The following is a 25,278-nucleotide window of genomic DNA, read 5'->3' as shown; positions in this document are numbered from 1 at the left end:
CGTCTGAGGTGTCTCAGGCGGCGGCCGCCTGCTTGCGCAGCTTCCAGAACCGCAAGGCGCGTTCGGCCTGTTCAGGCTCCAGCGCTTCGTAAATGGCGCCGATTTCGCGCGCATCATTAAAGGCGTTGTTCGCCGCCTGGCTACGCAGCACGGCGAGGGTGACGAACAGCGCTTTTTCAATGCCGGACGCCTTGCAGATCAGGGCCAGCCCGTCCGGGCTCTTGTGCTCCAGCGCGCGCTTGGCGGTGTAGTAATCCACCCCCGTCAATTCAGCGAGGCCCAGGGCGCAATGCACGGGTTTCTTTTCGCGCAACAGGCTGACCAGCAAGGCCCCGTCGAGTTCCTTGCGGACTTGTTTGGAGGCGAGATAGCGGCGCGCGTCATTCAGCGCCTTGTCTTCGGCCATGCGCTTTTCAAGCCGGGCCTGAGAGGCGGCGAGCGCCGCTTCCAGAACACCGGGTTCAAGCTTTTCAAAGCGTTGGGATATCTTGTCGCGCAAGGTGCGGCTGACAACCACCATCAGGTCGTTCAGCAGGTCTGCGGGGGCGTCGGCGCGCTCCACAAGCGGCCCTTGCAGGGTTTCGCTGTCCTCGGCGCGGCGAGCCACTTCTTCATACGTGGTTCGAGAGAGCTGGGCGCCGTCATTACGGATCAGGGTGGCGACGGTGTCGTCATCGCCTTTCTCGACAATGGCGTGCGACAGACGTTCAGACACGCTCTCGCGTTTGGCGATGGCCTGGATATGCGCCTGACCGGTTTCGTGCACGATGGTGACCAGGTCTTCTTCGGTCAGCACGGATGAACGTGACAGGATGGGCGCGGCCACCTCGATTGCGTCTGCGGCCAATTGCCGGATGAGGCCCTTGGGAGCGAACGGGGTGTCTGCGAAGCGGTCCGCCAGCTCGGCGCGGGCGTCCTGGGCGGTCTCGTTGGCGAGGGTGCGCAGAATATCCTCGAACTGCCCCTGCGCCTGAGAATCGCCTGCGGGCGGCGCATCGAAGAACAAATCCGTCACCTCGCGCAGCAAATCGCGCCGGCGATCGGATGATTTTTCTTTCGCAAGTTCGGTCAGCTTGTGCAGCTTGGACGTAACCGACATCGAGGCCTCCGCAGTGAGCGGTTTATCTTGCTTGCATTCGAGTAAAGAAAGCGTGCCGCACCGTGGTTAACACCCGGTTCAGTTGTGTTTATTAACCGCCTGCCAGCTCTTGAGACCGACGCGGCGTTCGGGGAGCGTCCTCTTGAGAAAGCGCGCGACGTTCACGCCGGCTGGGCGGACGCTCTGCGCCGGTCTCGATCCGCGCCGCAAGCGCCGGCGACAGGCCGGTGATCGCACCGGGATCAAAATGACTGGGGCCCGCGATCGGATGCAGGTCACAGCGCGGCGCACGGTCGGCTTCGGGCTGGTGATAGGTCCAGGCCTGGCAGTTTGGCGTCAGGTCACAGGCGCTGATGCAGGCCTCCGCGCTTTGCGCGGCCGCGCCGTCCAGCCGCATCAACACGCCGCGTCGGGCCTGCGCCTCCAGGATCGCGCCTGACGGCAGGGCGGACGGGGCGGGGCTGGCGCTTTGCATCATCATGAGCAGGGCGATCATCATGGCTGCGATTATGCCGTCACGAGTTTGACAAACCGTTGCGCTGATCCTGTGGCGCGGCTAACCAAGCGGCTGATCTCCTGCTTTGAGGCCCGTGATGAGCGATGTGACCCCTGACGCGAGCAAGAACCCTGTGGCGCGGCTGCTCGACAGCGCGGCGTTTCGCAACACCATCACGACGCTGATTTTGATCAACGCCGCGATCCTGGGCCTGTTGACCTATCCGCTGCCAGACCACGTGGTTCAGGCGTTGACCTACGCCGATCATGCGATCATCGCCGCCTTCGTGATCGAGATCGTGCTGAAGGTCTTCGTGCATCGCCTGAACTTCTTCAAGTCAGGCTGGAACTGGTTTGATTTTCTGGTCGTGGCGATCTCGCTGGTGCCGGCGGCGGGCGCGTTCACCGTGCTTCGCGCGTTGCGGGTCTTGCGGCTGTTTCGCCTGTTCTCGGTCATTCCTGAGATGCGCTCGGTGGTCGAGGCGCTGGGCAAGGCCATCCCGGGCATGGGCGCGATCATGCTGGTGTTGGGGGTGATTTTCTATGTCGCCTCGGTGATGGGCGCGAAGCTGTTTTCAGGCACCCATCCGCAGTTTTTCGGCGATCTGGGCGGCTCGGCCTACACCCTGTTCCAGGTGATGACGCTGGAGAGCTGGTCCATGGGGATTGCTCGCCCTGTGATCGCCGAGCACCCCTATGCGTGGATCTTCTTCGTCGGCTTTGTGATCGTCACGAGCTTTGCAGTGCTCAACCTGTTTATCGCGGTGATCGTGGACTCCATGCAGTCCAAGCATTTTGACGCCGAGACCGAACGTCAGGCCGAAGCGCATGACGAGCGTGAAGTGCTGATCCACGAAGTGCGCGCCCTGCGTTCCGAACTCGCCGATCTGCGCGCCTTGATGGCCAAGGACGATGCGGCGGATCAGCCGTCTATGCCGTCCTTGAGCGATTCAAACCGCGCGGACAAAGCCGAGTAATACGCCGCCAGCCGCTCTTCTCGCGCGCCGCGCCGTTGCGGCGCGGGGGCGGATAGCGGCGCGGCGGACAGGCCCTCATGGGCTTCGCTCATAAAGCGGCGCCAGATCTCGGCAGGCAGCTGCCCTCCCGTAACGCCGTCTGTGGGCGTGTCGTCGTCATTGCCAACCCAGACGCCGGCGACCAGCTGACCCGTATAGCCCACAAACCAGGCGTCGCGGCTCATCTGGCTGGTGCCGGTCTTGCCTGCGGCGCGGCGGCCGGTGAGCTGGGCGCGCTGACCTGTGCCTTCAATCACCACGCCTTGCAGCAGCGTCGACATCCATTGCGCCTGTTCGCGTTCGATCACCTGTCGGCCTTCGGTCGGCTCCGGCGCCTGATAGAGAAGGTCGCCGCGCGAATTGCGCACCTCCAGCACTAGAACCGGTTCCGGGCGGCGGCCGTCATTGGCGAAAACCGCATAGACCCGCGTCATGTCGATCAGGCTGACTCCTGACGCGCCCAGAGACAGTGACGGGACGGCTTCAAGCCGGGTGGTGATCCCCAGGCGCTGGCCCATTTCTGCGACGGCGTCCGCGCCCACTGCTGCCCCCGCCTGGGCGGCGACAGTGTTGATCGAGCGCTTGAGCGCATCGGCAATAGTGATGCGGCCGCGATAATCGCCGCCATAATTTTCAGGACTCCAGCCCTCGATCTCGATGGGCTCGTCGTTAAACGCGGTGGCGGGCTCCATGCCCGCTTCGAACGCGGCGGCGAAGACCACAGGCTTGAACGCCGAGCCGGGCTGGCGGCGGGCCTGAACCGCGCGGTTGAACTGGCTGGCGGTGTAATCGCGGCCGCCCACCAGGGCGCGCACCCGACCCTGAGGGTCCATCGCCACCAGAGCGGCTTCGTCAGCATTGCGCGCTTCGGCCTGCAAATCCATCACCGCTGCGACGGCCCGTTCAGCGGCGCGCTGGGCCTGGATGGTCACACTGGTGCGGATCACCAGATCAGGCGTCGCCGCGGCGTCGCCCAGACGCATGCGCGCTTCAGCCACCGCCTGATCAAAGACATAGCCAAAGGCGCCGGGCTCAAAGCTTTCATCCCCCGCCGCCAGCTCTGCAGGATTTTCAAGCGCGGCCTCATAAGTGGTCTGATCAATGAAGCCGGCGTCCAGCATGCTGAATAGCACCGCCTCGGCGCGGGCGCGGGCGGCCGGCAGGTTCGAGGTGGGCGCCAGCCGCGAGGGCGCCTTGGGCAGCGCAGCCAGAAGCGCCGCTTCTGAAACAGACAGAGCGCTGGCGGGTTTGTTGAAATAGCGCTGGGCTGCGGCTTCCACGCCATAGGCCTGGTCTCCGAGATAGACCCGGTTGAGATACAGCTCGAGGATCTCCTGCTTGGTCAGATAACGCTCAAGCTCGGTGGCGATGCGGATTTCCTGCAGCTTGCGCCGTGCGGTGCGTTCGGGGCTGAGGATCAGGTTTTTCACCAGCTGCATCGTCAGCGTTGAGCCGCCCTGAACCAGCGAGCCCGCGCGCAGATTGGCCCACATGGCGCGCGCAAAACCGCGCTCGTCAAAGCCGTCATGCTCATAAAAGCGTCGATCCTCGATCGCCAGGAAGGCCTGGGGGACGTGGTCGGGCAGGTCATCAAGCCGTACGGGACGCGCATAGAGCGGCCCGCGCTGACCCAGAATGGCGCCGTTTTCCGCCAGCACTGTCACCGCCGCCTCGCGCCTGACGCTCCACAATTCCTGTGCGTTTGTTGGAACCGGCGGCAAGTCGTGGTAGGCCCAACGCCAGATTACAACCCCAAGGGCCAGACCCGCCAACAACACCAGTTGCACGGTGAGGAGCGCGATCAGACGCCAGTGGGCTTTCAGCCGGGTCATAAGGGAGGGCGATTGATCGGCGCGGAATGTGATGGCGGACCTCAATAGGGTTTCGCAGCCCGGTGCGGGCTTTGGGATATGTCTCAAAATCAGCCGATCACGGCTAAACTTTGGCCATGAGCGATAATCGACCCTTTTACGAACGCAAGTCGCTTTCTGAAATGAGCGACAGCGAATGGGAGTCGCTGTGCGATGGCTGCGGCAAGTGCTGTGTCGTCATACTGGGCGATGAGGATGACACAAACACGTTCTGGCGCACCAATGTGGGCTGCAAGCTGCTGGACCTGAAAACGGTGCGCTGCACCGATTACGCCAATCGCCAGACCCATGTGCCAGGCTGCGTCCGGCTGAGCGCAAAGAATATCGATCAGCTCAAATGGATGCCCGACACTTGCGCCTATCGCTTGCTCAATGAAGGCCAGAGTCTGCCGGACTGGCATCCGCTGAAGACCGGCGATCCTGAAAGCGTCGTGCGCGCCGGGCATTCGGTCAAAGGCACGCTTGTCAGCGAAAACGATGTCGATGAAGACGATTTGGAACACCATATCGTCAGCCGCCAGGACACAAAGCGGGGATAAAACCTCGCCTGTCCCTCATGCTTGAGCCGTTCGTCCCTGACGCTTCAAGGTGTTGGAAAAATCTGTGCGGCTTCAATCCGACCGAGGCGGGTATCGGCTAGTCTTCAGGCATGGTCGAAATGAACACGCAGACGCCCGGCCCGGCGCCGAGAGGAACGGGGGGCGGACGACGCTTTGACTGGATCGCCATTCATGAAGGCTGGCGGGCCGGGCAAAGCGCTGAACATCTGGCGGAAGCTTTCAAGCTGAAGCCGAAAACCATCACCGATAGATGCGGCTGGATTGACCAGCATTTCCCGTCCCCCGCGCCCGCGCGGATGATCGCGGAGCTGAACCGGCGTCTGGAAGCGGCGCTGGCGGCGCTCGATCAGGGCGAGGCGGGACAAGCCGAGCGGCAGGCGAAGACCATCGCCGCGCTGATCAAGGCGGGCCGCGATCTCAAACACTGGAGTGAAACCATGACCCAGACCGAGACGGGCGGGGCTCCCGCCAGGAAGACTGAGGAGCCGGCCGGTGACGAACGAGACTATTACGCCGAACTCGATCGCCGGCTCGATCGCCTCGCAGAACATCTCCGCGCGAAGGGCGTGGGTTCACAGCCAGACACAAGCGGAGGTGAAGCGCCTCGCGACTAGCTGGCGGTTCTGGGCGCGCACCGATCAGCTGCCGCCCGAGGGTGACTGGCGCACCTGGGTGTTTCTGGGCGGGCGCGGCGCGGGCAAGACCCGCGCCGGGGCCGAATGGATCAGGGCGCAGGTGAAAGCGGGCAAGCGCCGCATCGCGCTGGTGGCGCCCACTTTTTCTGATGTGCGCGAGGTGATGGTCTCCGGCCCGTCAGGTTTTCTCAATATCGGCGAGGAGGAGGACCGGCCCCGCTATGAAGCCAGCCGTCACCGGTTGGTCTGGCCGGATGGCGCGATGGCTTATGGCTTTTCATCCGAAGACCCGGACGGCTTGCGCGGGCCGCAATTTGACTGCGCCTGGGCGGATGAGTTCGCCGCCTGGTCTCGCCCGCAAGAGACGCTCGACATGCTGGGATTGGGGCTTCGGCTGGGCGAAGATCCGCAATTGATGATCACCACCACGCCGCGGCCTCTGCCAGCGCTGAAGGCGCTCTTGAAACAGGCGGGTGTGGTGATCAGCCACGCCCCGACCGATGCGAACGCGCCCAATCTGGCGCCGGGTTTCGTCGCCGCGATGACCGAGCGCTATGGAGCCAGCCGTCTGGCGCGTCAGGAGCTTGAGGGCGTGCTGATCGATGATCCTGAAGGGGCGCTGTGGACTCGCGGGTTGATCGATCAGGCTCTGGCGCTGTCAGAGTTTGAGCCCGAGCGCGTGGTGGTGGCGGTGGACCCGCCCGCCAGCGCGACCGGGGATGAATGCGGCATCGTTGCGGCAGGCGCTTGCGGTCAGGGTCGCGACACCCGGCTGGTGATCTTGAAAGACGCCAGCGTGCAGGCCCGCCCCGAAGACTGGGCGGCGCGGGTGGCGGAAACCTATGACGCCTTGGATGCAGACGCCGTCATCGCCGAGGCCAATCAGGGCGGCGACATGGTCCGCGCCGTCTTGCAGGCCGCAGCGCCCGATCTGCCGGTGCGGCTGGTTCACGCCAGCCGCGGCAAGCGGGCGAGGGCGGAACCGGTCGCAGCGCTCTATGCCCGCGGACACGTTCGACATGCCATGCGCATGCCGGCGCTCGAAGACCAGATGTGCGCCTTTGGCGCGCCGGGTCAGAGCGGTAGCCCGGACCGGGTGGATGCGCTCGTCTGGGCCGTCGCCGCGCTCACCCCGACCGCCGCCAACCCCAGGTTGCGGCGGCTTTAGTTCAAACAGGAGAACGCCATGCTCAAGCATTGGCTGGGTCTCGGTCGCAAGGCGGCCGGGCGAACCCTTGCGCTCGGATTCGGAACGGGGGCGAGCTGGAGCCCGCGCGGCTACGCCGCCTTCGCCACCGAAGGCTATGCCCGCAACGCCGTCGCGCATCGCTGCGTGCGGTTGATCGCGGAAGCGGTCTCCGCGACGCCTGTCAAGACCTCTGGCGAGGATCGCGCCAGCCAGGCCGCGATGGCGCTGATCCAAACGCCCAATCCCGACCAGTCCGGCGCGGAGTTGATGGACAGCTTGCAAAGCCATCTTCAGGTGGCGGGCGATGCCTATCTGCATCTTTCGGGCTTTGAAGCGGGAACGCCGGGGCTCTACGCGCTCAGGCCTGACCGGGTGCGGGTCATGACCGGCGCGAAGGGCTGGGCGGAAGGCTGGGAGTATCGCACCGCGTCTGGCGCACAGGTGTTTCAGCGCGATCGCGCCTCGGGCCGGTCGCCTGTCCTGCATCTGAAACTCTTTAACCCGACCGATGATCAATACGGCCTGTCGCCGATGGAGGCGGCGGCGCGGGCGGTGGATGTGCACGCCTCGGGCGGGGCCTGGGCGAAAGCGCTTCTGGATAACGCGGCGCGCCCGTCCGGCGCTCTGGTGATGAAAACCGGCTCAGAGGGGCCGGGGCGGTTGACGCCCGATCAGTTTGACCGGCTGAAATCCGAACTCGAAAGTCTTTACACCGGTCCCGACAATGCCGGTCGGCCCTTGCTATTGGAGGGCGGGCTCGACTGGAAGCCCATGGGCCATTCCCCCGCCGAGATGGATTTTATCCAGGCTAGGCGAGAGGCGGCGCGCGAAATCGCGCTGGCGTTTGGGGTGCCGCCCATGCTGCTGGGGCTGCCGGGCGATAACACCTATTCCAATTATCGCGAGGCCAATCAGGCCTTCTACCGCCAGACCGTGTTGCCGCTCGCGAAGAAAACCGCCGCCGCGCTCAATCGCTTTCTGGCGCCCTGGTTCGGGACCGATCCGAAGCTGTGTGTGGATGAAGACGGGCTTCCCGCCTTCACCGAAGAGCGCGCTGCACGCTGGGCGCAAATCTCCGGCGCGGACTTCCTGTCGCCCGATGAAAAGCGCGCGCTTCTGGGTCTTGCGCCGCAAGGAGGCATGTCATGAGCGATGCGTCGCATACGATCAGCCCCTGGCGGCTTGATCGCTCGATAACGCTGGGCGTCATTCTGGCGCTGACGCTGCAGACCGCGGGCGCCCTGATGTGGACCGGCGCCGCCAATGAGCGCCTCGATCAGCTGGAAACCCGCGCCGACGCCTCGGCCCCGGTGGCCGAACGTCTGGCGCGGCTGGAAGCGCATGCTGCGCATTCGCGCGCTGCGCTCGACCGTATCGAGCGGCGCCTCGAACAGGACTGAACCGTCCGCTTTTCACACTTTCAGGGGAGGCGCGCATGCAGGCGCTGAACGGCTCTGGCGAAACGCTGGAGGTGGCTGGCTATGCCAGCCTGTTTGATATCGAGGATCAAGGCGGTGATCTCGTCCGCGCGGGCGCCTTTGCAGAAGGGCTCAAAGCGCGAGGCCCCTCACGGGTGCGCATGCTGTTCCAGCATGACGCGGCGGAGCCTGTGGGTGTTTGGGACGAGATCGCCGAGGACGGACGCGGACTTTATGTCCGCGGCCGCATTCTTTCGACCGCCCCGCGTGGCAAGGCCGCCCTTGGGTTGGTGCGGGAGGGGGCGGTGGACGGCCTCTCCATCGGATTTCGCACACAGCGCTCCGCCTCCCGTCCGGGCGGCGGGCGCGATCTGCTTCAGCTCGATCTGTGGGAGGTGTCCATCGTCACCTTTCCCATGCTGGCCCAGGCGCGGCTTCGCGTCCTTGGGGCTTCTGAGGCGCGGCTCGCCGCGTCGGCGGCCTGACCGCTTTGACGATGCATCATGAACAGAAAGGATTTTCATGAGCCGGGAAACCAAGATGGCGGTGCCTTCCGCTGACACGCGCGTGGCCATGGCGGATATGCTGGCCGCGTTTGAGCATTTCAAACAGGCCAATGACGACCGCCTGGACGCGCTGGAATCCAAGACCGGCGCCGACCCGCTGATCACTGACAAGGTGAACCGTATCGACGCCGCATTGAGCGAGGCCCAATCCCGCCTCGATCGTCTCAGCCGGGAAGCTGCGCGGCCGGATCTCTCGGGCGCCGATGTGAAATCGGCGGGCTGGGGCGGCTTTCTGCGGACAGGCGAAACCCCTGCGCTTGATCAAAAAGCGCTGTCGGGCCAGACCGGCTCAACGGGCGGCCATGTGGCCCCGGCCGAGTTGGAAACGCGTATCGAACGCCTGATCCGAGAGGTCAGCCCGATCCGCTCCATCGCCACAGTGAAACAGACCCGCAGCCATACTTTCAAGAAACCCGTCAGCGCAGGCGGCACGGCCGGCGCCTGGGCGACGGAGACCGCGAGCCGACCTGAAACCGACGCGTCCTCGCTGGAGCTGTTAGAATTTCCCACCGCCGAGCTTTACGCCATGCCCGCCGCCACCCCGGCGATCCTCGATGACGCTTTGGTCGATCTTGAACAATGGCTGGCTGAAGAAGTGCGCGACGTCTTCGCGGAGGCCGAAGGCAAGGCGTTCGTCTCGGGCGACGGCGTCAACAAGCCGCGCGGTTTCCTCAGCTACACCATGGCCGAAGTCGGCACGGAGAGTTGGGGCGAAATGGGGTTCGTGTCGACCGGCGTGTCGGGCGGGTTCTCTGTCATCGATCCTGCCGACGCGCTGATTGATCTGATCTACGCGCCCAAGACCGCCTATCGCGCCAATGGCCGGTTTGTGATGAACCGCTCCACGGTCTCCGCCGTGCGCAAGTTCAAGGATGCGGATGGCCAATACATCTGGCAGCCCGCCCAAAGCGCGGGCCAGTCGGCGAGCCTCATGGGCTATCCCGTTACCGAGGCTGAGGACATGCCTGATATCGGCGCGAACAGCTTTTCCATTGCTTTTGGTGATTTCGAGCGCGGCTATCTGGTCGTCGATCGCCAGGGCGTTCAGGTGCTGCGCGATCCGTATTCGGCGAAACCCTATGTCCTGTTTTACACCACCCGCCGCGTCGGCGGCGGCGTGCAGGATTTCGACGCGATCAAGTGTCTGAAATTCGCGGCCTGATCCAAGTCTTCTCCCTCACCTTAAAGCCCCGGCCAAAGCGCCGGGGCTTTGCTTTTTAGAAAAGGAGGCGGCGCGATGTCTCTCACTCTTCTAAGCCCGCCCGGCTCGGAGCCCGTCAGTCTGGAGACGGCGAAATCCTGGCTGCGTGTGTCTCATTCAGACGACGACGCGCTGATCACGGATGCAATCATCGCCGCGCGCGAACATGTTGAAGCGCGAACCGGACTCGTGCTGATCACCCAGAGCTGGCGTGAGCGGCTGGATGACTGGCCGCGACAGCGCCTCAGCGCGTCAGGTCTGGCCGTCAGCCTCGCAAAGGCGCCGCTGCAAAGCGTTGAGGCTGTGCGCGGACGCGAGCGTGACGGGTCGCTCTCGGTCTGGGATTCGGCGGAATACCGCGTCGAGACCGGTGAGCCGGGACGTTTGGTGGCGATCCTGCCTTTCTCCTTGCCGCGCCCTGTGGTCAAGGCGGGCGGCATCGAGATTGAGTTCACCGCCGGGTATGGCGAGACGCCCGACGACGTGCCGGCGCCCTTGCGCGCGGCGATCCTGCATCTGGTCGCAGCGCGCTATGGCGCGGATCGGGGTGAGGGGGGCGAGACGCCGCCCACGCCCGAGATCGTGGACCGGCTTTTAGCCCCCTACACACGGGTGCGGTTATGAGCGCGGAAGCTGCGTTCCAGAGCGGAGTGTTGGCGCATTTGCGCAGCGATGCGGGCGTCACGGCCCAGCTGGAGGCGCGGATCTTTGATCAGCCAAAGTCGGGCGTGCGCTATCCGTTCCTGTATCTGGGGCGGGCGATAAGCGAGGCGGCGGACGCCAGTGAGGCCCGGCTGATTGATCTGCGCCAGACCCTTTTGATCCGCGGGCGACGTGATGACAGCGAAACGATCAAAAAGGCGCTGGGCGCGATCCGGGCGGCGTTGGATGCGGCGCCGCTGGAGCTGGAAGCCCCTTATAAGGCGATCCATCCGCGCCTGGTCTACGCCGACCTCTTCTCCACGTCAGACACCCGCATCGTGCAGGGGCTGGCGCGGGTTAGGGTGATGGTGCACCAAGTTTAAACCCATTAGCGCATCAGGGCGCAGGCAATTGCACGCCGGGTCAGAATCATCCCCAATTCAGTTCAGATCAGCTTTACGTCACCTCTGAGCTTGTTGGGCCTGATTTCCATGCCTACTTGATTGTTCTGGCGGAAAAGCTAATCTCGCAGCCGCTTTGTGAAGCGACAGAATGAAAGCTCTGAGGGCTTTTCATACCTGCGCCGTACACGACTGCATCGTAAGGGTTTATTTATCACGGCTCGTCATGATGACGCCGTGATTATGTAACACTGTGAACCTTGGCGCACGTTATGCGTTGCGTGAACAGGGAAGCAACTGGAGACAGATTATGTGCCGTTTGGGTGCGAATTTTGAAGGTACCAGCCGTATTGAGGGCACGAGCCGTGTCGAAGGTACGAGCCGTATTGTCAGTGTTTCCATGGGTGAAGGCACCAGCCGTTAGGCTTTCGAATATGCGTTCAAGCCCGGGAAATCCCGGGCTTTTTTGTATTCACCATAAAGTTCGCGTTTGGGGGGAATATTGGACGCGCTCATCAATTATTTCCGCGAAGTCTCAGCCTTCGGCCCGAATGCGGCGGACTGGTGGCTGGTCGGCATTGGTGGAGCGACGCTGTTTCTGCTGATCATCACGGCCGCGTTCGCCGGGATTCAGATCTGGCATTCCGGGCGGACGACGAAAAAGAACAATTCCTTCTTTCATATCGCCATCCAGACGCGCGATCATGACCTGATCCAGATGTTTGAGCAATTTCGCCTGGCGCGCCGGAAATTGCGCGACGGCCATATCGGGTCATTTGGCGTTGAACAGGTCGATGAGCGTGAAATTTCCTATGCCGGGAAAATGCTCATGGCGGAAGACGTCCTCAAGAAAGTCTTCAATTACTATGAGGCCACTGCGATTGGCATCAAGAACGGGGCCTTGAACGAGCCCATTCTCAAGGACTGGTGGCGGCGCAGCTATGTGCTCGATTTCATCGATTTCGCGCTTTACGTCTATCAACGGCGATTGAGAGACGGTGCTGAGAAGTTGTTCAGCGAATATGAACTACAGGCGATCAATTGGGCTGAAGACGACGAAAAACAGCAAATTGAAGACGCCCAAGCCAAGGCGCGGTCCTGGTGGCGTGAAGAACAGGCCAAAGCGCCGGACTGACCTGAAGACTGACGCGCTCAACAACGCACAAAGCCGCCCCCGAGGGCGGCTTTTTCATGCCTGGATTCAGGCGTTCAAATCCAAGGAGACACGCCATGACGGCGCAAGCGGGCAAGGATGTCTTGCTAAAAATCGGCGATGGCGGATCGCCGGAGAGTTTCACCACCCTCGCGGGGCTGAGGGCGAAAACCCTGTCATTGAACGCCCGTGCGGTTGAGGTGACCCATGCCGACAGTCCGGGTCGCTGGCGCGAGCTCCTGGACGGGGCCGGGGTGCGCAATGCAGCGATTTCGGGCGCGGGGATCTTCGTTGATAGCGCGGCGGACGAGACCGTGCGCGGGGTCTTCTTTGATCAGGCCAAGCGCAGCTTTCAGGTGATCGTGCCGGACTTTGGCGTCATCGAAGGCCCATTCCTGGTGACGGCGCTGGAGTATTCCGGCCGCCATGACGGTGAGGCTAGCTATTCGCTGTCGCTCGCGTCCGCAGGCGCGCTGAATTTTTCAGCCCTCTGAGTTGCGTTCATCGATCCGGCGCTGGCGCTGAATGTCCTCAAGCTCATTGAGGCAGGCGCGATAGGCGTCAGGATTGCGCAAGGTCTCGCACTCTTCCTCATAGCGTTCGTCGTAAACGTCCTGAAACAGGCTTTCACACCCGCACAGAACCAGCGACGAGGCGAGGGCGAAGCAGGCGATGAGGCGGCGCATGGGTGATCCCTTCACTTTGATCCGCGCCCACTCTAACGGCGCAGAAAGATTGCGCTCATGACAATTTTTCAATCTGGACAGGTGCGCGCCCATTTGGGCGAGGCGCCGGTCACGCTGCGTCTCAGCCTGGCAGCGCTGATGCAGATCGAAGAGGCGCTGGGCGTCTCAGGACTGGAAGCGCTATCAGAGCGGTTTCGCGCCATGTCAGCCCGGGATCTCAGCTGCGTTCTCAGCGCCTTGCTCTCTGCGGGCGGACATGAGGATGCAAAGGCGCTTGCGAACGCCGCCGCGCCCGCTGATGCAGCCCGGGCCGTGCTGTCCTGTTTTGAAGCGAACCTTAAATGACCGGGCGCTGGCCGGACTGGTTCGCGCTGGGCGTATTGCGTTTCGGACTCAGTCCAGACGCCTTCTGGACGCTGTCGCTGGCGGAATGGCGGGCGTTATGCGCGGCGCTGGGGCCGGAGGCTCCGCCGCCGCTGGGGCGTCAGACGCTCGACGCCTTGATCAAGGATTTTCCCGATGGAGTCTCTCAATGACCGACACTTTTGATCTGTCTGACCTTGCCGCTGACGCCAGTACAGCGCGACGCGAACTGGCCGAGACCGCGCGTGAGGGCGAAAGCGCGGCGCGGGCCTTGTCAGACGCGTTTGAAAGCGCAGGTCGCGATATCGCGTCCAGTCTCGAAGGGGCGGCGCGCTCGGGCGAGCTGAGCTTTTCAGACATGGCGGAACGGATCGCCCGAACCTTCGCCGAACTGGCGCTCGACCGGTTTGTCCTGCAGCCCTTGCCGGGACTTCTGGAGAGCGCTGCAGGGCAATTGGGCTCGCTTCTGGGCGGCGTGCTGGGCCAACGCGCCGAGGGCGGCCCTGTAATGGCGGGGGAGCGCTATCTGGTTGGCGAGCGCGGACCTGAAGTGTTCACGCCCGGCCAAGCCGGCGCGGTGTCGCCTGTTGGCGGCGCGCCGATCAACATCACCATCATCGCGCAAGGGCAAACGCTGGACGGGGTCAAACGCTCTGAAAGCCAGATCGCCGCGGCGGTGGCGCGCGCCGTCCACATGGGAGGGCGACGGTTATGAGCGCCTTTCATGATGTGCGCTTCCCGCTCTCGATCGGGCTGGCGGCGCGCGGCGGCCCTGAACGCCGCACCGAAATCGTGACGCTCAATTCAGGGCGTGAAGAACGCAATGCGGTCTGGCGCGATTCCAGACGGCGCTGGGATGCGGCGCCGGGCGTGCGGTCCCAGGCGGATCTGGCGCGGCTGGTCGCATTCTTTGAAGCCCGGCTTGGGCGATTGCATGCGTTTCGGTTCACCGACCCGTTTGATCATGGCTCGGCAGGGCCTGGCGCGGCGCCGGGGCCGCTCGATCAGGGAATTGGAACCGGCGACGGCGTATCGACCCGTTTTCAGCTGCGTAAAGCCTATGGCGATGGCGCCGGGCGGTGGGACCGCCCCATAACTTTGCCCCAGACCGATAGCGTCCGCGCGGCGGTGGACGGTGTTGAAACGCCGGTCAGCATCGCGCCAAGGGGCGAGATCGTCTTTGACGCGTCGCCGCCTGATGGCGCACTGATCACGGCGGGGTACCGCTTTGACGTGCCGACGCGGTTTGACGTCGATGCGCTTGAGGCGAGCCTGGAAACAGGCGCCGCGCTGATTGCGTCCATACCTTTGGTCGAGGTTCGGCTTTAGAACTGGACAGGCGATCTCCGTCACGCCCTGATACGCGCATTCAATCGGGGAGGAAAAGATGATCGCCATACTTGCCGCCGCCCTTCTGGCGCAATCATCGCCAGAGCTGACGCCGTTTGAGGCGCAAGGCTTTCGAACGCAGATCGTCGTGGACATCTCGGCGCCGCGCGAAGAGGTGTTTGACGCCGCCACGGGCGATGTTTCGCCCTGGTGGGATCACACATTCTGGCCGGGTCCAGCAGAGCTGGTGATCGAGCCGGAGGTCGGGGGCCTCTTCTATGAACGCTTTGAAGCGGGCGCGCCTGACGGTGTGGTGCATGCGCGCGTCATCTTCGTCAGGGCGCCAGAACAATTGCGGCTTGACGGCCCGTTGGGCCTGAGCGGTCGAGCGGTGCATCTGGTGTCGTCCTGGACGCTGGAAGAGGGCGCCAGTCCGAACGAAACCGTCTTTACGGTGGACCTCGCCATGACAGGCGAGCTGGATGAAGAGCTGGCGGGTATCGTGCGTTCGGTCTGGGTGCATTTTATCGAAGGGCGGCTCAAGCCTTTCATGGAGGCGGACTGTCACCTTACGCCCGAAACACCCTGCGCCGCGTTCGAGAGCGACTGACGCTTGCAACGGATTTGTGTGACACCGCCCCGGCTTTGAGCCGGGGCTTTTTTTGGGAGGTGCGTGATGATCGAGATTCCGCCCGAGCTGCAGGCGCGGCTGGATGCCGGGGTGACCACGCTAAGCTGGGCCTGGATCCTGACCCGGCGCGACGGCTCCCGCTATGGCTTCACCGATCATGACCAGACACTGGAAGTGGACGGCGTAAGTTGCGAGCCTGCATCAGGTTTCAGCGCTGGCGATCTTCGCAGTGAAACCGGAGCCTCCCCCGCACGCGGCGCCGTATTCGGCCAGCTCGATAGCGGCGTGATCACGACGGACGCCATCAAGGCGGGCGCCTGGGACGGCGCCGCTTTGGCGCTTTATCGGGTCGACTGGTCAGATCCGACGCTGACCTATCGCGCCTTCACCGGAGAGCTGGGCGAGATCCGCTATGGCGATCAGGGCTTTGAAGCGGAAGTTTCAGGCCTGTCCGCACGTCTGAACCGCACCCTTGGCCGGGTGTTTTCGCGCCAATGCGACGCCGAGCTGGGCGATGCGCGCTGTCAGGTCGATCTGTCTGAGCCGGGGCGACGCGTGAACGGCCTTTTGGCGGGGCGGATATCCAGACGCGCTTTACGCGTGGGCGGGCTGGACCCAGCGCCGGTTGACGCCCGGGATTTCGCTGAGGGCGTGCTGGCCTGGACCGCTCAACCAACCTGGCCAGACCAGCGCATTATCACCGCGCGCGCTGACGAGGCCGGCTTGGTGGTTGAACTCGACAGCGCAGCGCCTGTCGCCGAGGCGGGCGAGGCGCTCAGGCTGACAGTCGGATGCGACAAACGTTTTGAGACCTGCAAGACGCGCTTTTCCAACGCGGCGAACTTTCGCGGCTGTCCGCACATGCCCGGCAATGACGCCCTGATCCGCCCGGTGAGTTCGCGCGCAGATGACTGAGCTGGAACACCGGTCGCGCATCCTTTACGAAGCGCGAAGCTGGACCGGCACGCCCTATCATCATCAGATGAGTGTGAAGGGGGCGGGTTGTGATTGCCTGGGCCTGGTGCGCGGCGTGTGGCGTGCGTTTTACGGCGCCGAACCCCAATCCCTGCCGCCCTATACGCCGGACTGGGCGGACCGAAGCGCAGACGATTTACTCAGCGAGGCGGCGGCGCGCTGGCTGGTCGCGATTGATCCGGGCGTCGCTGCGCCGGGCGATGTGATGTTGTTTCACTACGCGCCGAACGGCCCGGCGCGCCATTGCGCGATCCTGAGCGCGCCTGATTGCATCCTGCACGCCTGGCGGGGCCAGCGCGTGTGCGAAACCGCCCTGGGCCCCTGGTGGCGAAGGCGGATCGCGGGCGCATACGCCTTCCCCTTTTGCTAAAGCGAGGATCTCATGGGTCAGCTTCTTCTGTCCGCCGCCCAGCAGGTCGGCGCGTCCTTCTTGCAAGCGGGGGTGGGGTCGCTTGTTGGCGCCATGTTCGCCAACGATCAGCAAGGCCCTCGACTTGATGGCTTCAGCGTCCAGACCTCGACCGAGGGCGCCTTCGTGCCGATCGTCTATGGCCGGATGCGCCTCGCCGGGCAGGTGATCTGGCTGGGGCCGGTCACGGAAACCGCCCGAACCCGCAGCACGGGCGGCGGTAAAGGCGGGCCGGAGATCACCGAATATGAGTATGCCGCAAGCTTCGCGGTCGCCTTGTGCGAGGGGCCGGTGTCCGGCGTGGGACGCATCTGGGCCAATGGCGAGCTGCTGGCCCATGACGCCGCAGTGATGCGGCTGCATGCGGGCGCGTCTGATCAGGCGCCGGATCCGCTGATCGAAGCGGTGGAGGGCGAGGCCCCCGCTTATCGCGGCCTCGCTTATGTGGTGTTTGAGGATTTCCCGCTCGACGCCTATGGCGCGCGCTTGCCCAATTTGAGCTTTGAAGTGCTGGGCGCGGGCGAAAATCAGAGCCATGAGCCGCAGCTGGAGCATCTGGTTCAGGGCGTGTGCCTGATCCCGGCCTCGGGCGAGTTCGTTTATGCGACGGAGCCGGTTTACCGCGAGGTTCGCGAAGGCGAGGAACGGGCTGAAAACGTCCACACCAGCCGTGCCTTCACCAATTTTGAGGCGGCTTTGGAGGATCTGGCCGCACGCCTGCCACAAGTCAGATCGGTGGCGCTGGTGACGAGCTGGTTCGGCGATGATCTGCGCTGCGGCGCATGCCGGATCCGGCCCGGCGTGGAAACGCGCGAGAAGACCACACGACCGCTGGACTGGTCTGTTGCTGGCTTGTCGCGGGCGGGTGCTCATCTGGTGTCCCGGCAGAATGACGCGCCCGTCTATGGCGGCACGCCGTCTGATGAGACCGTGATTCAAGCGATAAGGGCGCTCAAACAGCGCGGCTATCAGGTCACGCTTTATCCTTTCATCTTGATGGATATCCCGCAGACCTCGCGCGCCGACGACCCGTATGGCGCGCCCTATCAGGCCGCCTATCCCTGGCGCGGCCGGATTACTTGCACGCCAGCGCCGAGTTTGCCGGGCTCGCCCGATCAAAGCACGCAAGCGAGCGCGCAGGTGAGTGTTTTTTTTGGCGGCGCGCGCGCAACGGACTTTTCAGTTTCCGGCGACGCTGTGCGTTATGACGGCTCTGCTGAAGATTGGGGATTTAACCGCTTCATTCTGCACCACGCTGCGCTCGCCAAAGCGGCGGGCGGTGTGGAGAGCTTTCTGATCGGGTCGGAAATGGTCGCGCTCAATCAGGTGCGATCCAGCCGGACGAGCTATCCCGCTGTCACGCATCTGAAAGCCCTGGCGGGCGAGGTGCGCGCGCTTATGGGGCCGTCGGTCAAGCTGTCTTATGCGGCGGACTGGTCTGAATACTCAGGGCATGCGCCCCAGGACGGCAGCGGGGACCGCCTGTTTCATCTCGATCCGCTCTGGTCGGATCCCAATGTGGATTATGTAGGGCTCGACTGGTACGCGCCTTTGTCAGATTGGCGGGACGGGGAGAGTCATGCCGATGCGGCCTTCGGCTCGGTTCACGACCGCGCCTATCTGGGCGCCAATGTCGAAGGCGGTGAAGGCGGGGAGTGGTTTTATGCGTCGGACGCCGACCGTTTGAGCCAGACCCGGACGCCCATCGTGGATGGCGCGCACGGCGAAGACTGGATCTGGGCGTACAAGCGCCTTTCTGACTGGTGGTCCAACCCCCATCACGACCGGGTGGCCGGTGTGCGTGCGCCGGTGGCGACAGGCTGGACGCCGGGCGGCAAGCCGATCCGCTTTGTCGAGCTCGGCTGTCCGGCGGTGGACAAGGGGTCAAACCAGCCCAATGTCTTTCTTGATCCCAAGAGCGCGGAGAGCCGGGCGCCGCATTTTTCCACGGGTGCGCGTGATGATCTGATCCAGCGACGAGCGATTGAAACCGTGCTCGACTATTGGGCGCCGGGCCAGGGCCGCAATCCGGTCTCACCCGTCTATGGCGGTCCCATGCTGGACCTGGCCCGCAGCCATGTCTGGTGCTGGGACGCCCGGCCGTTTCCTGAATTCCCGGCCCGCACCGATATCTGGAGCGATGGCGGAAACTGGCGGCGCGGGCATTGGCTGACAGGCCGCGCCGGGCAGTCTTCCCTCAGCGCTGTGGTGAGCGATATCGCGCGCCGCGCCGGGCTGGATGCGCTGGATGCACGCCAGCTGGACGGCGTGCTGGCGGGTTATGTGGTCAATCGTCCGCAACGGGCCCGCGATGTGATCGCCAGCCTGGGTCATGTCTTCGGCTTTACGCTCGTGGACCGAAGCCAGGGCGCCGCCTGTCTGCCGCTGTCTCCGATCAGCGCGCCGGTCATGCTGGATTCCGATCTGTTGCCTGAAGGAGCAGACGGCGTCGTGTACACCCGCGCGGCGTTGGAAGACGCCCCCGCCGATGCGCAGCTCGTCATCATTGGCGATGAAGGCGACTATGACCCCGCCGCCGTCAGCGCGCGCGGCCTGGATCATGTGACCGACGGTCTCATCTCGGTTCAGGCGCCGCTCCTGGCCGATCGCAGTCTGGCGCAGGGCTGGGCGCGTGATCTTCTGGCGCGCGCCCGGACACAAGGGGAAAGACTGAACGCAGCCCTGCCGCCCTCGATGGCGCGGCTTGAAGCGGGTGATCCGGTGCAGATGAGCGGCGCTGACAGACCGCTCTGGCGGCTCGATGCGCTGGAGGGTGTTACATCACGCATAGCACAGCTTGGCCCAGCGCTGGGCGGGCTGGCGCCCGTGTCCGGCCCGGAGCCGCGAATCCCTGCGACGCGGGTCGCGGCGGGGCGTCCGCTGGTGCGATTGCTGGACCTGCCTCTCGGCGAGGATGAAGACGCGCCGCGCAACGGCCTTCTGGCGGCGGCCTGGAGCCAGCCTTGGGCGGGGGGAGTCCAGCTCTATGCGGGCGCTGATAGTGAGAGCGCAGAGCTCAGAGCGCGCATAACCACGCCTGCGCAAACCGGCGTTTTGCTGGACGCGCTGGCTGCGGGCCCCGAGGGACGCTGGCGTCAGGACGCTCGTCTCAGGGTCCGGTTCTATGAGGGGGCTTTTGAAAGTCGCTCACGTTTGTCGGTCCTGGCGGGCGCCAACCAGATCGCGGTTGAAACGCCAGACGGCTGGGAGGTGCTGGCGTTTGAAACCGCAACGCTCGAGCCGGACGGCGTCTGGCGCCTGACAGGGCTCTTGCGCGGCCTGGGCGGCTCGCCCGCGCCCGGCGCCTTGGCCGGCGCCAGTGTGGTGGTGCTTGATGGCGCTCTGGCCGTGCTGCCGGTGACGGATGCGGAGCGCGACGCCGAATTGTCTGTCATCGCTGCGCCTCAGGGCGCCCGGCGTAGCGATAGCCGCGCCCGCCAGCTTCAGACGGTGTATCGGGCGCGCGATTTGCGCCCGCTCTCTCCGGTGCATCTCAAACTGACCCGGACGCCACAAACGGTGACGCTGGACTGGATTCGCCGCACCCGGATCGGCGGCGACCGCTGGCAAGGGCTGGATGTGCCGCTGGGCGAGGCGCTGGAAGCCTATGACGTGGCGTTGCGTGACCTGAACGGCGCCGTCATCGCACATTGGTCGGCGTCTGCGCCGCAGCTTGTTCTGTCTGTGTCAGAGCTGCCGGCTGATCTGCTCGGGCACAGCTTCAGCGTCCGGCAAATCTCAGAACGATATGGCGCGGGGCTGGCGTCGGTCTTGCAGGTCTGAGGCGGAACGCACAGATGTGACCCGTCCGGGTGCGGCCCGGTGCTCGCCCGACCTGACAGAGACTGCTATCACAACGGCCATGATGACTGACCCTTATGCGATTCTGGGCGTGTCCCGCACGGCGAGCGCCGACGAAATCCGGCGCGCCTACCGCAAGCTGGCGAAAGCCTTGCACCCTGACACACGTCCGAATGACAAGGTGTCCGAAGACAAGTTCAAACAGGTCACCCAGGCCTTCAAGCTGTTATCCGACCCCGAACAGCGCGCCCGCTTTGATCAGGGCGAGATTGATGCGTCGGGGCAGGAACGCCCGGCCTATCATTTCCGCTCGCGCCCCGGCGGCGCGCCGGGCGAGCGCGGCCCCAGCGGCCGGTTCGAGGATCTGGGGGACATGTTCTCTGATCTGTTCACCGATTTTGGCGGGTCCCGCTCACGCGGTCAGCCGATGCGCGGCGCGGAGATCAAGGCGCGCCTGACTGTCAGCTTTGAAGACGCCATGCGCGGGGCGAAAAAGCGCGTGAGCTTGTCCAATGGCAAATCCCTGGAAGTGGGCGTGCCTGCAGGGGTTGAAAGCGGCAAGGTTCTGCGCCTGCGTGGCCAGGGTCATCCGGGTCGCGACGGCGGCCCGGCGGGGGATGCGCTGATCGAGATCGTGATCCAGGAACATCCCTGGTTTCGGCGAGAGGGCGACAATATCCGGCTCGACCTGCCGATTTCCCTGAAAGAAGCGCTGTTTGGCGGGACTGTGCGTGCGCCCACAATTGACGGCATGGTCGAGGTTCGCGTCCCGGCGGGCGCGAATTCTGGCGCTCAGCTGCGATTGCGCGGCAAGGGCGCGCCCAAGGGGGAGGGAGGGCGTGGCGACCAGATCATTCGTCTGGTCATCGACGTGCCGCTGAACGATCCTGATCTTGAAGCGTTTATCGAGGCGTGGACGCCGCCGACGGATTATCATCCACGAAAGCGTTTCATGTCATGATACCCCTCTTGCACGCTTCTGAACGCCGTTCAGCGTGCGTTCAGCCCGGATCCGTCATTAAGCCTGTCATGACACGAATTCTCACACTTCTCCTGACGCTCGTTTGCGCCACAGCCCTGTTAGGGACGCCCGCGCCGGCCTGGGCGCACAAGGTCGCGATCCATAATGCGGCGCAATCCATCGTGCCCATGTCGGTGGCGGTCTCCGCCGTGCGTCAGGCCTATCCCGGCGCTGAGGTCTTGTCCGGCCGGCTCGTGAATGGTGAGAATCCCTATTACATGATCCGGATACTGACCCGTGAGGGCAGGCGGCTTGATGTGCGCGTGGATGCGCGATCAGGCCGTGTGCGCCGATAACGGGAGGAGGCTGACATGCGAGCGCTTATCGTCGAAGACGACCCTGATCTGCGTCGACAACTGGCTGACGTGCTGACCCATTCGGGCTATGCCGTGGACACCGCGGCAGATGGCGAAGAGGGCCTGTTTCTGGGCGAGACCGAACCTTATGACGCCATTGTGCTCGATCTGGGCCTGCCAAAGCTGGACGGCGTGACGGTGCTGGAGCGCTGGCGCGAAGCAGGCATGGCCTCGCCGGTGCTGATCCTGACTGCGCGCGATCGCTGGAGCGAGAAAGTCGCCGGGTTTGACGCCGGGGCGGACGATTATCTCACCAAGCCCTTCCATCCCGAGGAATTGCTGGCGCGTTTGCGCGCTCTGACCCGCCGGGCGGCGGGCCACGCCACCTCGACCCTGATGTGCGGCGATCTGAGCCTGGACACCCGCGGCTCACGGGTCTTTCTGGGCGACTTGCTCATCAAGTTGACATCGCATGAGTTTCGGATGCTCAGCTATCTCATGCATCATCGCGACCGCGTCATTTCACGCACCGAGCTGGTAGAGCATATCTACGATCAGGATTTTGATCGCGACTCCAACACGATTGAAGTGTTCGTCGGTCGCCTGCGCAAGAAGATCGGCTCCAGCCGCATCGAAACGGTTCGGGGCTTGGGGTACCGCCTGGTAGATCCCGGCGAAACCAAGAGCTCGGCGGCTGAGTGAGCGAAGACGCCTCAGCACTGCGCCTTGTCACCCAAGGCTCCATGGTGCGCCGTCTGGTTTTGACGGCGCTGGGTTGGGCGCTTGTGCTGCTGGTTCTGGGCGCGGTGTCACTGACAGCGTTGTTTCGACAGACGGTTCTGAGTGACCTTGAGGACAGGTTGTCAGGCGTCGCGGACGCCTTGATCGCTTATGTGGAAGTCAGCGATTCGCTGAGCCTGCGTCTGGATGAAGACCTCATCGATCCGCGGTTCTCCCAGACGTTTTCAGGTCGCTATTGGCAGGTGTCGCTGGATGCTGCGGCTGACGTTGAGCCCTTGCGCTCGCAATCTTTGGCGGATGCGACGCTGACAGCGCCCGACAAGGCGCGTGCTGAAGCTCTCGACAATCCAGGTCGTCCCGTCAGCGCCGCGAGCAAAGGGCCCGATGGCGAACCCCTGCGCCTGGTGATCCGCGCTATTCTTGTCAATGAGGTTGAGGCTCCGCTTTTAGTGATCGCGGCTGAGGATCAAAGACCCGCAAACGCCCGCATCATGCGCTTCGGTCTGGCCTCGGCGGGGTTGTTTTTGCTGTTTACGATCGCGCTGGGTGTGGGGGTTTTCGTACAGGTGCGTGTGGGTCTCGCACCGGTTTTGCGCATGGGGCGCGCGGTGGCTGATGTGCGCGACGGGCGCAGTGAGCGCGTCAGCGGCGTGTATCCGGCAGAGCTGATCGCTCTGGGCGGCGAGTTGAACAAGCTGCTCGATCATTCCCAGGAAGTGGTGGAGCGTGCACGCACCCATGTGGGCAATCTGGCCCACGCCTTGAAGACGCCACTGACTGTGCTGTCCAATGAAGCGCGCGATCAGGACGGGGCGCTGGCCCGGCAGGTCGACCGCCAGACACGGCTGATGTCTGAACAGGTCGAGCACCATTTGCGTCGGGCGCGCGCCGCAGCGCATGCCCGCACGATCGGCGCCCGGGCGCCGGTGGAACGCACGCTCGACGATCTGGGGCGGACCTTGCAGAAAATCTACGGCCGCCAGGGGATCACGCTGGACTGGCGCTGCGAGGGCAAAATCGTCTTTCGCGGCGAGAAGCAAGATCTCGAGGAATTGCTAGGCAATCTTATCGACAACGCCTGTAAATGGGCGGCCAGCAAGGTCAGCATCCTCGCCAGGGTGCGCGAGGGCCAGCTCTATCTGTGTGTCGAGGATGACGGTCCGGGGCTGACGCCTGAACAAAGCCAGGCCGTGCTGGCGCGGGGCGTGCGCCTTGATGAACAAGCGCCGGGAACCGGGCTAGGGCTGGCGATCGTTGTGGATCTGGCGCGGGCGTATGACGGCGCGCTCGAGCTCGAAAGATCCAGCATGGGTGGGCTCAAAGCCTGTTTATGGTTACCTGCGCTTCTGGAAAGCTGACATTAACCGCGTTCAGTTATTTTTGAATCCAAAGTGTTTGACGTGGTGATGACATGGGGCCGCTCTCCGCGGAAAAAGTCGAAAAACTGTCTGTACTGCTGGCTCACATGTCTGTTGAGCGAGTGGACGGGCTCGTTGACCTTGCGCTGGAGCTTGATCCAGGCATGGCCCGGATGCTCGAATATTGCCGCTATGGCGCGGACGGCGCGGCCAGTCGCCTTTTCTTTCTCCCCCTGAAGGGCGTGATGGGTGACTCAACACGTATCCAGCCGTCCAAAGCGCTCATTCCTGAAAGCCTGCTGGCGCCGTTATGGAACTGGATCAGTGATCTTGATCCTGAAGCGGCTCAGGAAGCGATGGACGCTGCGTCATCCTTTACGGACAAACCCGTGGATGAACCGCTGGATGACACCCGTGTGCGTGTCGCAGCGAGCATCGTCAAAGCGCTCGATGAGCTTGAGCACGAACCCAAGGAGAGCAAGCGTCTGCGTCAGCAACTGGGCGTGACCCGGTTTGATGAAGTGCGCAGCATCGCCGGCATGCTCAACAGCGTTCCTGTGTTGCGTGAAGCGCTCGACGGATTGCCTGACGAGATCGAGGAGATGGGCGACGAGGTTTGCGCGGAATTGCGCGACCGATACGAGCAGGCGATCGAAGACACTCCGGAATCGGGCGTCTGGGTGCTCTTGATGATCATGGCCAAGGTTCACAAACCCTGGCGCATGCTGCGGATATTTGAGCGGATTGCGCGGCGCGAAGATGACTTCCTGCTGACCCATACCGACATGTCAAGCATAGGCGACGCCCTGCTGAGTGATGCGGAGTTTTATCTCAAAGGGTTTCAATCCGCGCCCCGGACAGAAACCGAGATGGAGGTCGCTGTTCAAGCCGTCACCCAGTTTGCCGCTGTGACCGTCGGGATGACGCGCGAGATTGGCATTCGTAAGGACGGCGCCTGGGGGCAGAGACTTTTCGAACTGAGAAACGCCGCCAGCCAGCAGATGGAGCGCATCCACGAAGAGGCGCGGCGTATTTTTGAATTGGCTTTGCCGGAAACCGGGCCCAGACGGCGGTCGCGTGAAATACCCCACCCGGGCGAGCCCGCATTCGACCAGGCCGAGATAGTCTGTTCCTTCCTGTATCGCGTGAAGGATGACGCCGCCCGCGCCGCCGTTGGCAATGCGCACGCCTTGTTGCTTGAAGAGTTCAAGGACGCCACTGAGAAACTGGGTGAAGGCATTCTCGCCAGACTGCGGCGCAATGTCTCTGATGACGAAGAAGCTGACCTGGCTCGATTGCGCGAAGTCACGCGTATTCTGGATATTCTGGGCATGAGATCGACCGGAGAGGTCCTCCTGCGCCGAGCCGCCGCAGCCCAAGCCGCCTAATGCGCCTTCAAAGCGGGCGGGGGACAGTCTATCT

The 25,278-nt window shown here is 63.8% G+C and carries 29 protein-coding genes; 25 read left to right on the top strand and 4 right to left on the bottom strand.

Features of this window, described 5'->3' with window-relative positions; all coding sequences use genetic code 11:
* Window positions 1-13: 13 nt before the first annotated feature.
* Both ACP154_RS00505 and ACP154_RS00500 read right to left on the bottom strand, forming a co-directional pair.
* On the bottom strand, window positions 14-1,099 hold the full coding sequence (locus ACP154_RS00505; protein WP_107711180.1) for a DUF2336 domain-containing protein: 1,086 nt from the start codon (window positions 1,097-1,099) through the stop codon (window positions 14-16).
* Between the two features lie 91 nt (window positions 1,100-1,190).
* Window positions 1,191-1,598 carry a PAN domain-containing protein gene (locus ACP154_RS00500; RefSeq protein ID WP_421857847.1) on the bottom strand — a complete coding sequence of 136 codons (408 nt, stop codon included), beginning with the start codon at window positions 1,596-1,598 and terminating at the stop codon, window positions 1,191-1,193.
* A 94-nt stretch (window positions 1,599-1,692) separates the two neighbouring features.
* Between ACP154_RS00500 and ACP154_RS00495 the strand changes: the two genes are divergently transcribed.
* Window positions 1,693-2,571 carry an ion transporter gene (locus ACP154_RS00495; protein ID WP_421857849.1) on the top strand — a complete coding sequence of 293 codons (879 nt, stop codon included), beginning with the start codon at window positions 1,693-1,695 and terminating at the stop codon, window positions 2,569-2,571.
* On the opposite strand, the gene ACP154_RS00490 is transcribed toward ACP154_RS00495, so the two are convergent.
* The gene (locus tag ACP154_RS00490) at window positions 2,517-4,442 is read right to left on the bottom strand and encodes a transglycosylase domain-containing protein (protein ID WP_421857852.1); all 1,926 of its coding nucleotides are present in this window, start codon (window positions 4,440-4,442) and stop codon (window positions 2,517-2,519) included. The genes ACP154_RS00495 and ACP154_RS00490 overlap by 55 nt on opposite strands.
* A 116-nt stretch (window positions 4,443-4,558) precedes the next feature.
* Here ACP154_RS00490 and ACP154_RS00485 point away from each other — a divergent pair, with 116 nt between their 5' ends.
* From ACP154_RS00485 to ACP154_RS00435, 11 genes are all read left to right on the top strand, one after another.
* Window positions 4,559-5,020 (top strand): YcgN family cysteine cluster protein, encoded by a 462-nt coding sequence (locus ACP154_RS00485; RefSeq protein ID WP_133723655.1) that lies wholly within the window; start codon window positions 4,559-4,561, stop codon window positions 5,018-5,020.
* 119 nt (window positions 5,021-5,139) lie between these two features.
* Entirely contained in the window at window positions 5,140-5,655 is a 516-nt protein-coding gene (locus tag ACP154_RS00480; protein ID WP_421857855.1) for a hypothetical protein, read from the top strand.
* A complete protein-coding gene (locus tag ACP154_RS00475) occupies window positions 5,564-6,844 on the top strand; it encodes a DNA-packaging protein (RefSeq protein ID WP_421861438.1) in 1,281 nt (426 codons plus the stop codon). Before ACP154_RS00480 ends, ACP154_RS00475 begins: the two co-directional genes overlap by 92 nt.
* A gap of 18 nt (window positions 6,845-6,862) precedes the next feature.
* Window positions 6,863-8,014 carry a phage portal protein gene (locus tag ACP154_RS00470; protein ID WP_421857858.1) on the top strand — a complete coding sequence of 384 codons (1,152 nt, stop codon included), beginning with the start codon at window positions 6,863-6,865 and terminating at the stop codon, window positions 8,012-8,014.
* Entirely contained in the window at window positions 8,011-8,265 is a 255-nt protein-coding gene (locus ACP154_RS00465; protein WP_107711174.1) for a hypothetical protein, read from the top strand. The genes ACP154_RS00470 and ACP154_RS00465 overlap by 4 nt, the downstream gene beginning before the upstream one ends.
* A gap of 35 nt (window positions 8,266-8,300) precedes the next feature.
* Entirely contained in the window at window positions 8,301-8,768 is a 468-nt protein-coding gene (locus ACP154_RS00460) for an HK97 family phage prohead protease (RefSeq protein WP_421857861.1), read from the top strand.
* Between the two features lie 55 nt (window positions 8,769-8,823).
* Window positions 8,824-10,011 carry a phage major capsid protein gene (locus tag ACP154_RS00455; protein ID WP_421857864.1) on the top strand — a complete coding sequence of 396 codons (1,188 nt, stop codon included), beginning with the start codon at window positions 8,824-8,826 and terminating at the stop codon, window positions 10,009-10,011.
* Between the two features lie 75 nt (window positions 10,012-10,086).
* Entirely contained in the window at window positions 10,087-10,674 is a 588-nt protein-coding gene (locus ACP154_RS00450; protein ID WP_421857867.1) for a head-tail connector protein, read from the top strand.
* Complete coding sequence (locus ACP154_RS00445; protein WP_421857869.1) at window positions 10,671-11,075, top strand: DUF3168 domain-containing protein; 405 nt, start codon at window positions 10,671-10,673, stop codon at window positions 11,073-11,075. The genes ACP154_RS00450 and ACP154_RS00445 overlap by 4 nt, the downstream gene beginning before the upstream one ends.
* A 520-nt stretch (window positions 11,076-11,595) precedes the next feature.
* Window positions 11,596-12,228: a DUF4760 domain-containing protein gene (locus tag ACP154_RS00440; RefSeq protein WP_421857873.1), complete on the top strand. Its 633-nt coding sequence runs from the start codon at window positions 11,596-11,598 to the stop codon at window positions 12,226-12,228.
* 95 nt (window positions 12,229-12,323) lie between these two features.
* Window positions 12,324-12,740 carry a phage major tail protein, TP901-1 family gene (locus tag ACP154_RS00435; RefSeq protein WP_421857875.1) on the top strand — a complete coding sequence of 139 codons (417 nt, stop codon included), beginning with the start codon at window positions 12,324-12,326 and terminating at the stop codon, window positions 12,738-12,740.
* Here ACP154_RS00435 and ACP154_RS00430 read toward each other — a convergent pair.
* Window positions 12,729-12,932 carry a hypothetical protein gene (locus ACP154_RS00430; RefSeq protein WP_421857878.1) on the bottom strand — a complete coding sequence of 68 codons (204 nt, stop codon included), beginning with the start codon at window positions 12,930-12,932 and terminating at the stop codon, window positions 12,729-12,731. The genes ACP154_RS00435 and ACP154_RS00430 overlap by 12 nt on opposite strands.
* A 57-nt stretch (window positions 12,933-12,989) precedes the next feature.
* Between ACP154_RS00430 and ACP154_RS00425 the strand changes: the two genes are divergently transcribed.
* The 13 genes from ACP154_RS00425 (at window position 12,990) to ACP154_RS00365 (ending at window position 25,244) form a co-directional block, all read left to right on the top strand.
* The gene (locus tag ACP154_RS00425; RefSeq protein ID WP_421857880.1) at window positions 12,990-13,277 is read left to right on the top strand and encodes a GTA-gp10 family protein; all 288 of its coding nucleotides are present in this window, start codon (window positions 12,990-12,992) and stop codon (window positions 13,275-13,277) included.
* Window positions 13,274-13,468, top strand: a complete 195-nt coding sequence (locus ACP154_RS00420; RefSeq protein WP_421857882.1) for a phage tail assembly chaperone — start codon at window positions 13,274-13,276, stop codon at window positions 13,466-13,468. Before ACP154_RS00425 ends, ACP154_RS00420 begins: the two co-directional genes overlap by 4 nt.
* Window positions 13,465-14,010 (top strand): phage tail tape measure C-terminal domain-containing protein, encoded by a 546-nt coding sequence (locus tag ACP154_RS00415; protein WP_421857884.1) that lies wholly within the window; start codon window positions 13,465-13,467, stop codon window positions 14,008-14,010. Before ACP154_RS00420 ends, ACP154_RS00415 begins: the two co-directional genes overlap by 4 nt.
* Complete coding sequence (locus ACP154_RS00410; RefSeq protein ID WP_421857887.1) at window positions 14,007-14,624, top strand: phage distal tail protein, Rcc01695 family; 618 nt, start codon at window positions 14,007-14,009, stop codon at window positions 14,622-14,624. The genes ACP154_RS00415 and ACP154_RS00410 overlap by 4 nt, the downstream gene beginning before the upstream one ends.
* A 58-nt stretch (window positions 14,625-14,682) precedes the next feature.
* Window positions 14,683-15,234, top strand: coding sequence for an SRPBCC domain-containing protein (locus ACP154_RS00405; RefSeq protein WP_421857890.1), 552 nt, complete (start codon window positions 14,683-14,685; stop codon window positions 15,232-15,234).
* 66 nt (window positions 15,235-15,300) lie between these two features.
* Window positions 15,301-16,170 carry a DUF2163 domain-containing protein gene (locus tag ACP154_RS00400; protein WP_421857893.1) on the top strand — a complete coding sequence of 290 codons (870 nt, stop codon included), beginning with the start codon at window positions 15,301-15,303 and terminating at the stop codon, window positions 16,168-16,170.
* Window positions 16,163-16,600: an NlpC/P60 family protein gene (locus tag ACP154_RS00395; protein ID WP_421857896.1), complete on the top strand. Its 438-nt coding sequence runs from the start codon at window positions 16,163-16,165 to the stop codon at window positions 16,598-16,600. The genes ACP154_RS00400 and ACP154_RS00395 overlap by 8 nt, the downstream gene beginning before the upstream one ends.
* Window positions 16,601-16,612: 12 nt before the next feature.
* Window positions 16,613-20,422, top strand: a complete 3,810-nt coding sequence (locus ACP154_RS00390; RefSeq protein WP_421857898.1) for a baseplate multidomain protein megatron — start codon at window positions 16,613-16,615, stop codon at window positions 20,420-20,422.
* A gap of 79 nt (window positions 20,423-20,501) precedes the next feature.
* On the top strand, window positions 20,502-21,401 hold the full coding sequence (locus ACP154_RS00385) for a DnaJ C-terminal domain-containing protein (RefSeq protein WP_421857900.1): 900 nt from the start codon (window positions 20,502-20,504) through the stop codon (window positions 21,399-21,401).
* 68 nt (window positions 21,402-21,469) lie between these two features.
* The gene (locus ACP154_RS00380; protein ID WP_421857903.1) at window positions 21,470-21,757 is read left to right on the top strand and encodes a PepSY domain-containing protein; all 288 of its coding nucleotides are present in this window, start codon (window positions 21,470-21,472) and stop codon (window positions 21,755-21,757) included.
* 15 nt (window positions 21,758-21,772) lie between these two features.
* Window positions 21,773-22,459, top strand: coding sequence for a response regulator transcription factor (locus tag ACP154_RS00375; protein WP_107711158.1), 687 nt, complete (start codon window positions 21,773-21,775; stop codon window positions 22,457-22,459).
* A complete protein-coding gene (locus ACP154_RS00370; RefSeq protein WP_421857906.1) occupies window positions 22,456-23,856 on the top strand; it encodes a sensor histidine kinase in 1,401 nt (466 codons plus the stop codon). The genes ACP154_RS00375 and ACP154_RS00370 overlap by 4 nt, the downstream gene beginning before the upstream one ends.
* 107 nt (window positions 23,857-23,963) lie before the next feature.
* Window positions 23,964-25,244, top strand: a complete 1,281-nt coding sequence (locus tag ACP154_RS00365) for a hypothetical protein (RefSeq protein WP_421857909.1) — start codon at window positions 23,964-23,966, stop codon at window positions 25,242-25,244.
* Window positions 25,245-25,278 lie beyond the last annotated feature (34 nt).

Origin of the sequence: Oceanicaulis sp. (genome assembly GCF_965249665.1) — a bacterium.
GTDB lineage: Bacteria > Pseudomonadota > Alphaproteobacteria > Caulobacterales > Maricaulaceae > Oceanicaulis.
This window is presented reverse-complemented; position numbering and strand designations above follow the sequence as displayed.

Coding starts and splice junctions, on each gene's coding strand:
- ACP154_RS00470 (WP_421857858.1), top strand. CDS start 6,863: ATGCTCAAGCATTGGCTGGGTCTCGGTCGCAAGGCGGCCGGGCGAACC.
- ACP154_RS00395 (WP_421857896.1), top strand. CDS start 16,163: ATGACTGAGCTGGAACACCGGTCGCGCATCCTTTACGAAGCGCGAAGC.
- ACP154_RS00435 (WP_421857875.1), top strand. CDS start 12,324: ATGACGGCGCAAGCGGGCAAGGATGTCTTGCTAAAAATCGGCGATGGC.
- ACP154_RS00455 (WP_421857864.1), top strand. CDS start 8,824: ATGGCGGTGCCTTCCGCTGACACGCGCGTGGCCATGGCGGATATGCTG.
- ACP154_RS00410 (WP_421857887.1), top strand. CDS start 14,007: ATGAGCGCCTTTCATGATGTGCGCTTCCCGCTCTCGATCGGGCTGGCG.
- ACP154_RS00485 (WP_133723655.1), top strand. CDS start 4,559: ATGAGCGATAATCGACCCTTTTACGAACGCAAGTCGCTTTCTGAAATG.
- ACP154_RS00505 (WP_107711180.1), bottom strand. CDS start 1,099: ATGTCGGTTACGTCCAAGCTGCACAAGCTGACCGAACTTGCGAAAGAA.
- ACP154_RS00415 (WP_421857884.1), top strand. CDS start 13,465: ATGACCGACACTTTTGATCTGTCTGACCTTGCCGCTGACGCCAGTACA.
- ACP154_RS00500 (WP_421857847.1), bottom strand. CDS start 1,598: ATGATGATCGCCCTGCTCATGATGATGCAAAGCGCCAGCCCCGCCCCG.
- ACP154_RS00425 (WP_421857880.1), top strand. CDS start 12,990: ATGACAATTTTTCAATCTGGACAGGTGCGCGCCCATTTGGGCGAGGCG.
- ACP154_RS00420 (WP_421857882.1), top strand. CDS start 13,274: ATGACCGGGCGCTGGCCGGACTGGTTCGCGCTGGGCGTATTGCGTTTC.
- ACP154_RS00450 (WP_421857867.1), top strand. CDS start 10,087: ATGTCTCTCACTCTTCTAAGCCCGCCCGGCTCGGAGCCCGTCAGTCTG.
- ACP154_RS00480 (WP_421857855.1), top strand. CDS start 5,140: ATGAACACGCAGACGCCCGGCCCGGCGCCGAGAGGAACGGGGGGCGGA.
- ACP154_RS00390 (WP_421857898.1), top strand. CDS start 16,613: ATGGGTCAGCTTCTTCTGTCCGCCGCCCAGCAGGTCGGCGCGTCCTTC.
- ACP154_RS00490 (WP_421857852.1), bottom strand. CDS start 4,442: ATGACCCGGCTGAAAGCCCACTGGCGTCTGATCGCGCTCCTCACCGTG.
- ACP154_RS00460 (WP_421857861.1), top strand. CDS start 8,301: ATGCAGGCGCTGAACGGCTCTGGCGAAACGCTGGAGGTGGCTGGCTAT.
- ACP154_RS00495 (WP_421857849.1), top strand. CDS start 1,693: ATGAGCGATGTGACCCCTGACGCGAGCAAGAACCCTGTGGCGCGGCTG.
- ACP154_RS00365 (WP_421857909.1), top strand. CDS start 23,964: ATGTCTGTTGAGCGAGTGGACGGGCTCGTTGACCTTGCGCTGGAGCTT.
- ACP154_RS00400 (WP_421857893.1), top strand. CDS start 15,301: ATGATCGAGATTCCGCCCGAGCTGCAGGCGCGGCTGGATGCCGGGGTG.
- ACP154_RS00445 (WP_421857869.1), top strand. CDS start 10,671: ATGAGCGCGGAAGCTGCGTTCCAGAGCGGAGTGTTGGCGCATTTGCGC.
- ACP154_RS00430 (WP_421857878.1), bottom strand. CDS start 12,932: ATGCGCCGCCTCATCGCCTGCTTCGCCCTCGCCTCGTCGCTGGTTCTG.
- ACP154_RS00385 (WP_421857900.1), top strand. CDS start 20,502: ATGATGACTGACCCTTATGCGATTCTGGGCGTGTCCCGCACGGCGAGC.
- ACP154_RS00465 (WP_107711174.1), top strand. CDS start 8,011: ATGAGCGATGCGTCGCATACGATCAGCCCCTGGCGGCTTGATCGCTCG.
- ACP154_RS00405 (WP_421857890.1), top strand. CDS start 14,683: ATGATCGCCATACTTGCCGCCGCCCTTCTGGCGCAATCATCGCCAGAG.
- ACP154_RS00375 (WP_107711158.1), top strand. CDS start 21,773: ATGCGAGCGCTTATCGTCGAAGACGACCCTGATCTGCGTCGACAACTG.
- ACP154_RS00380 (WP_421857903.1), top strand. CDS start 21,470: ATGACACGAATTCTCACACTTCTCCTGACGCTCGTTTGCGCCACAGCC.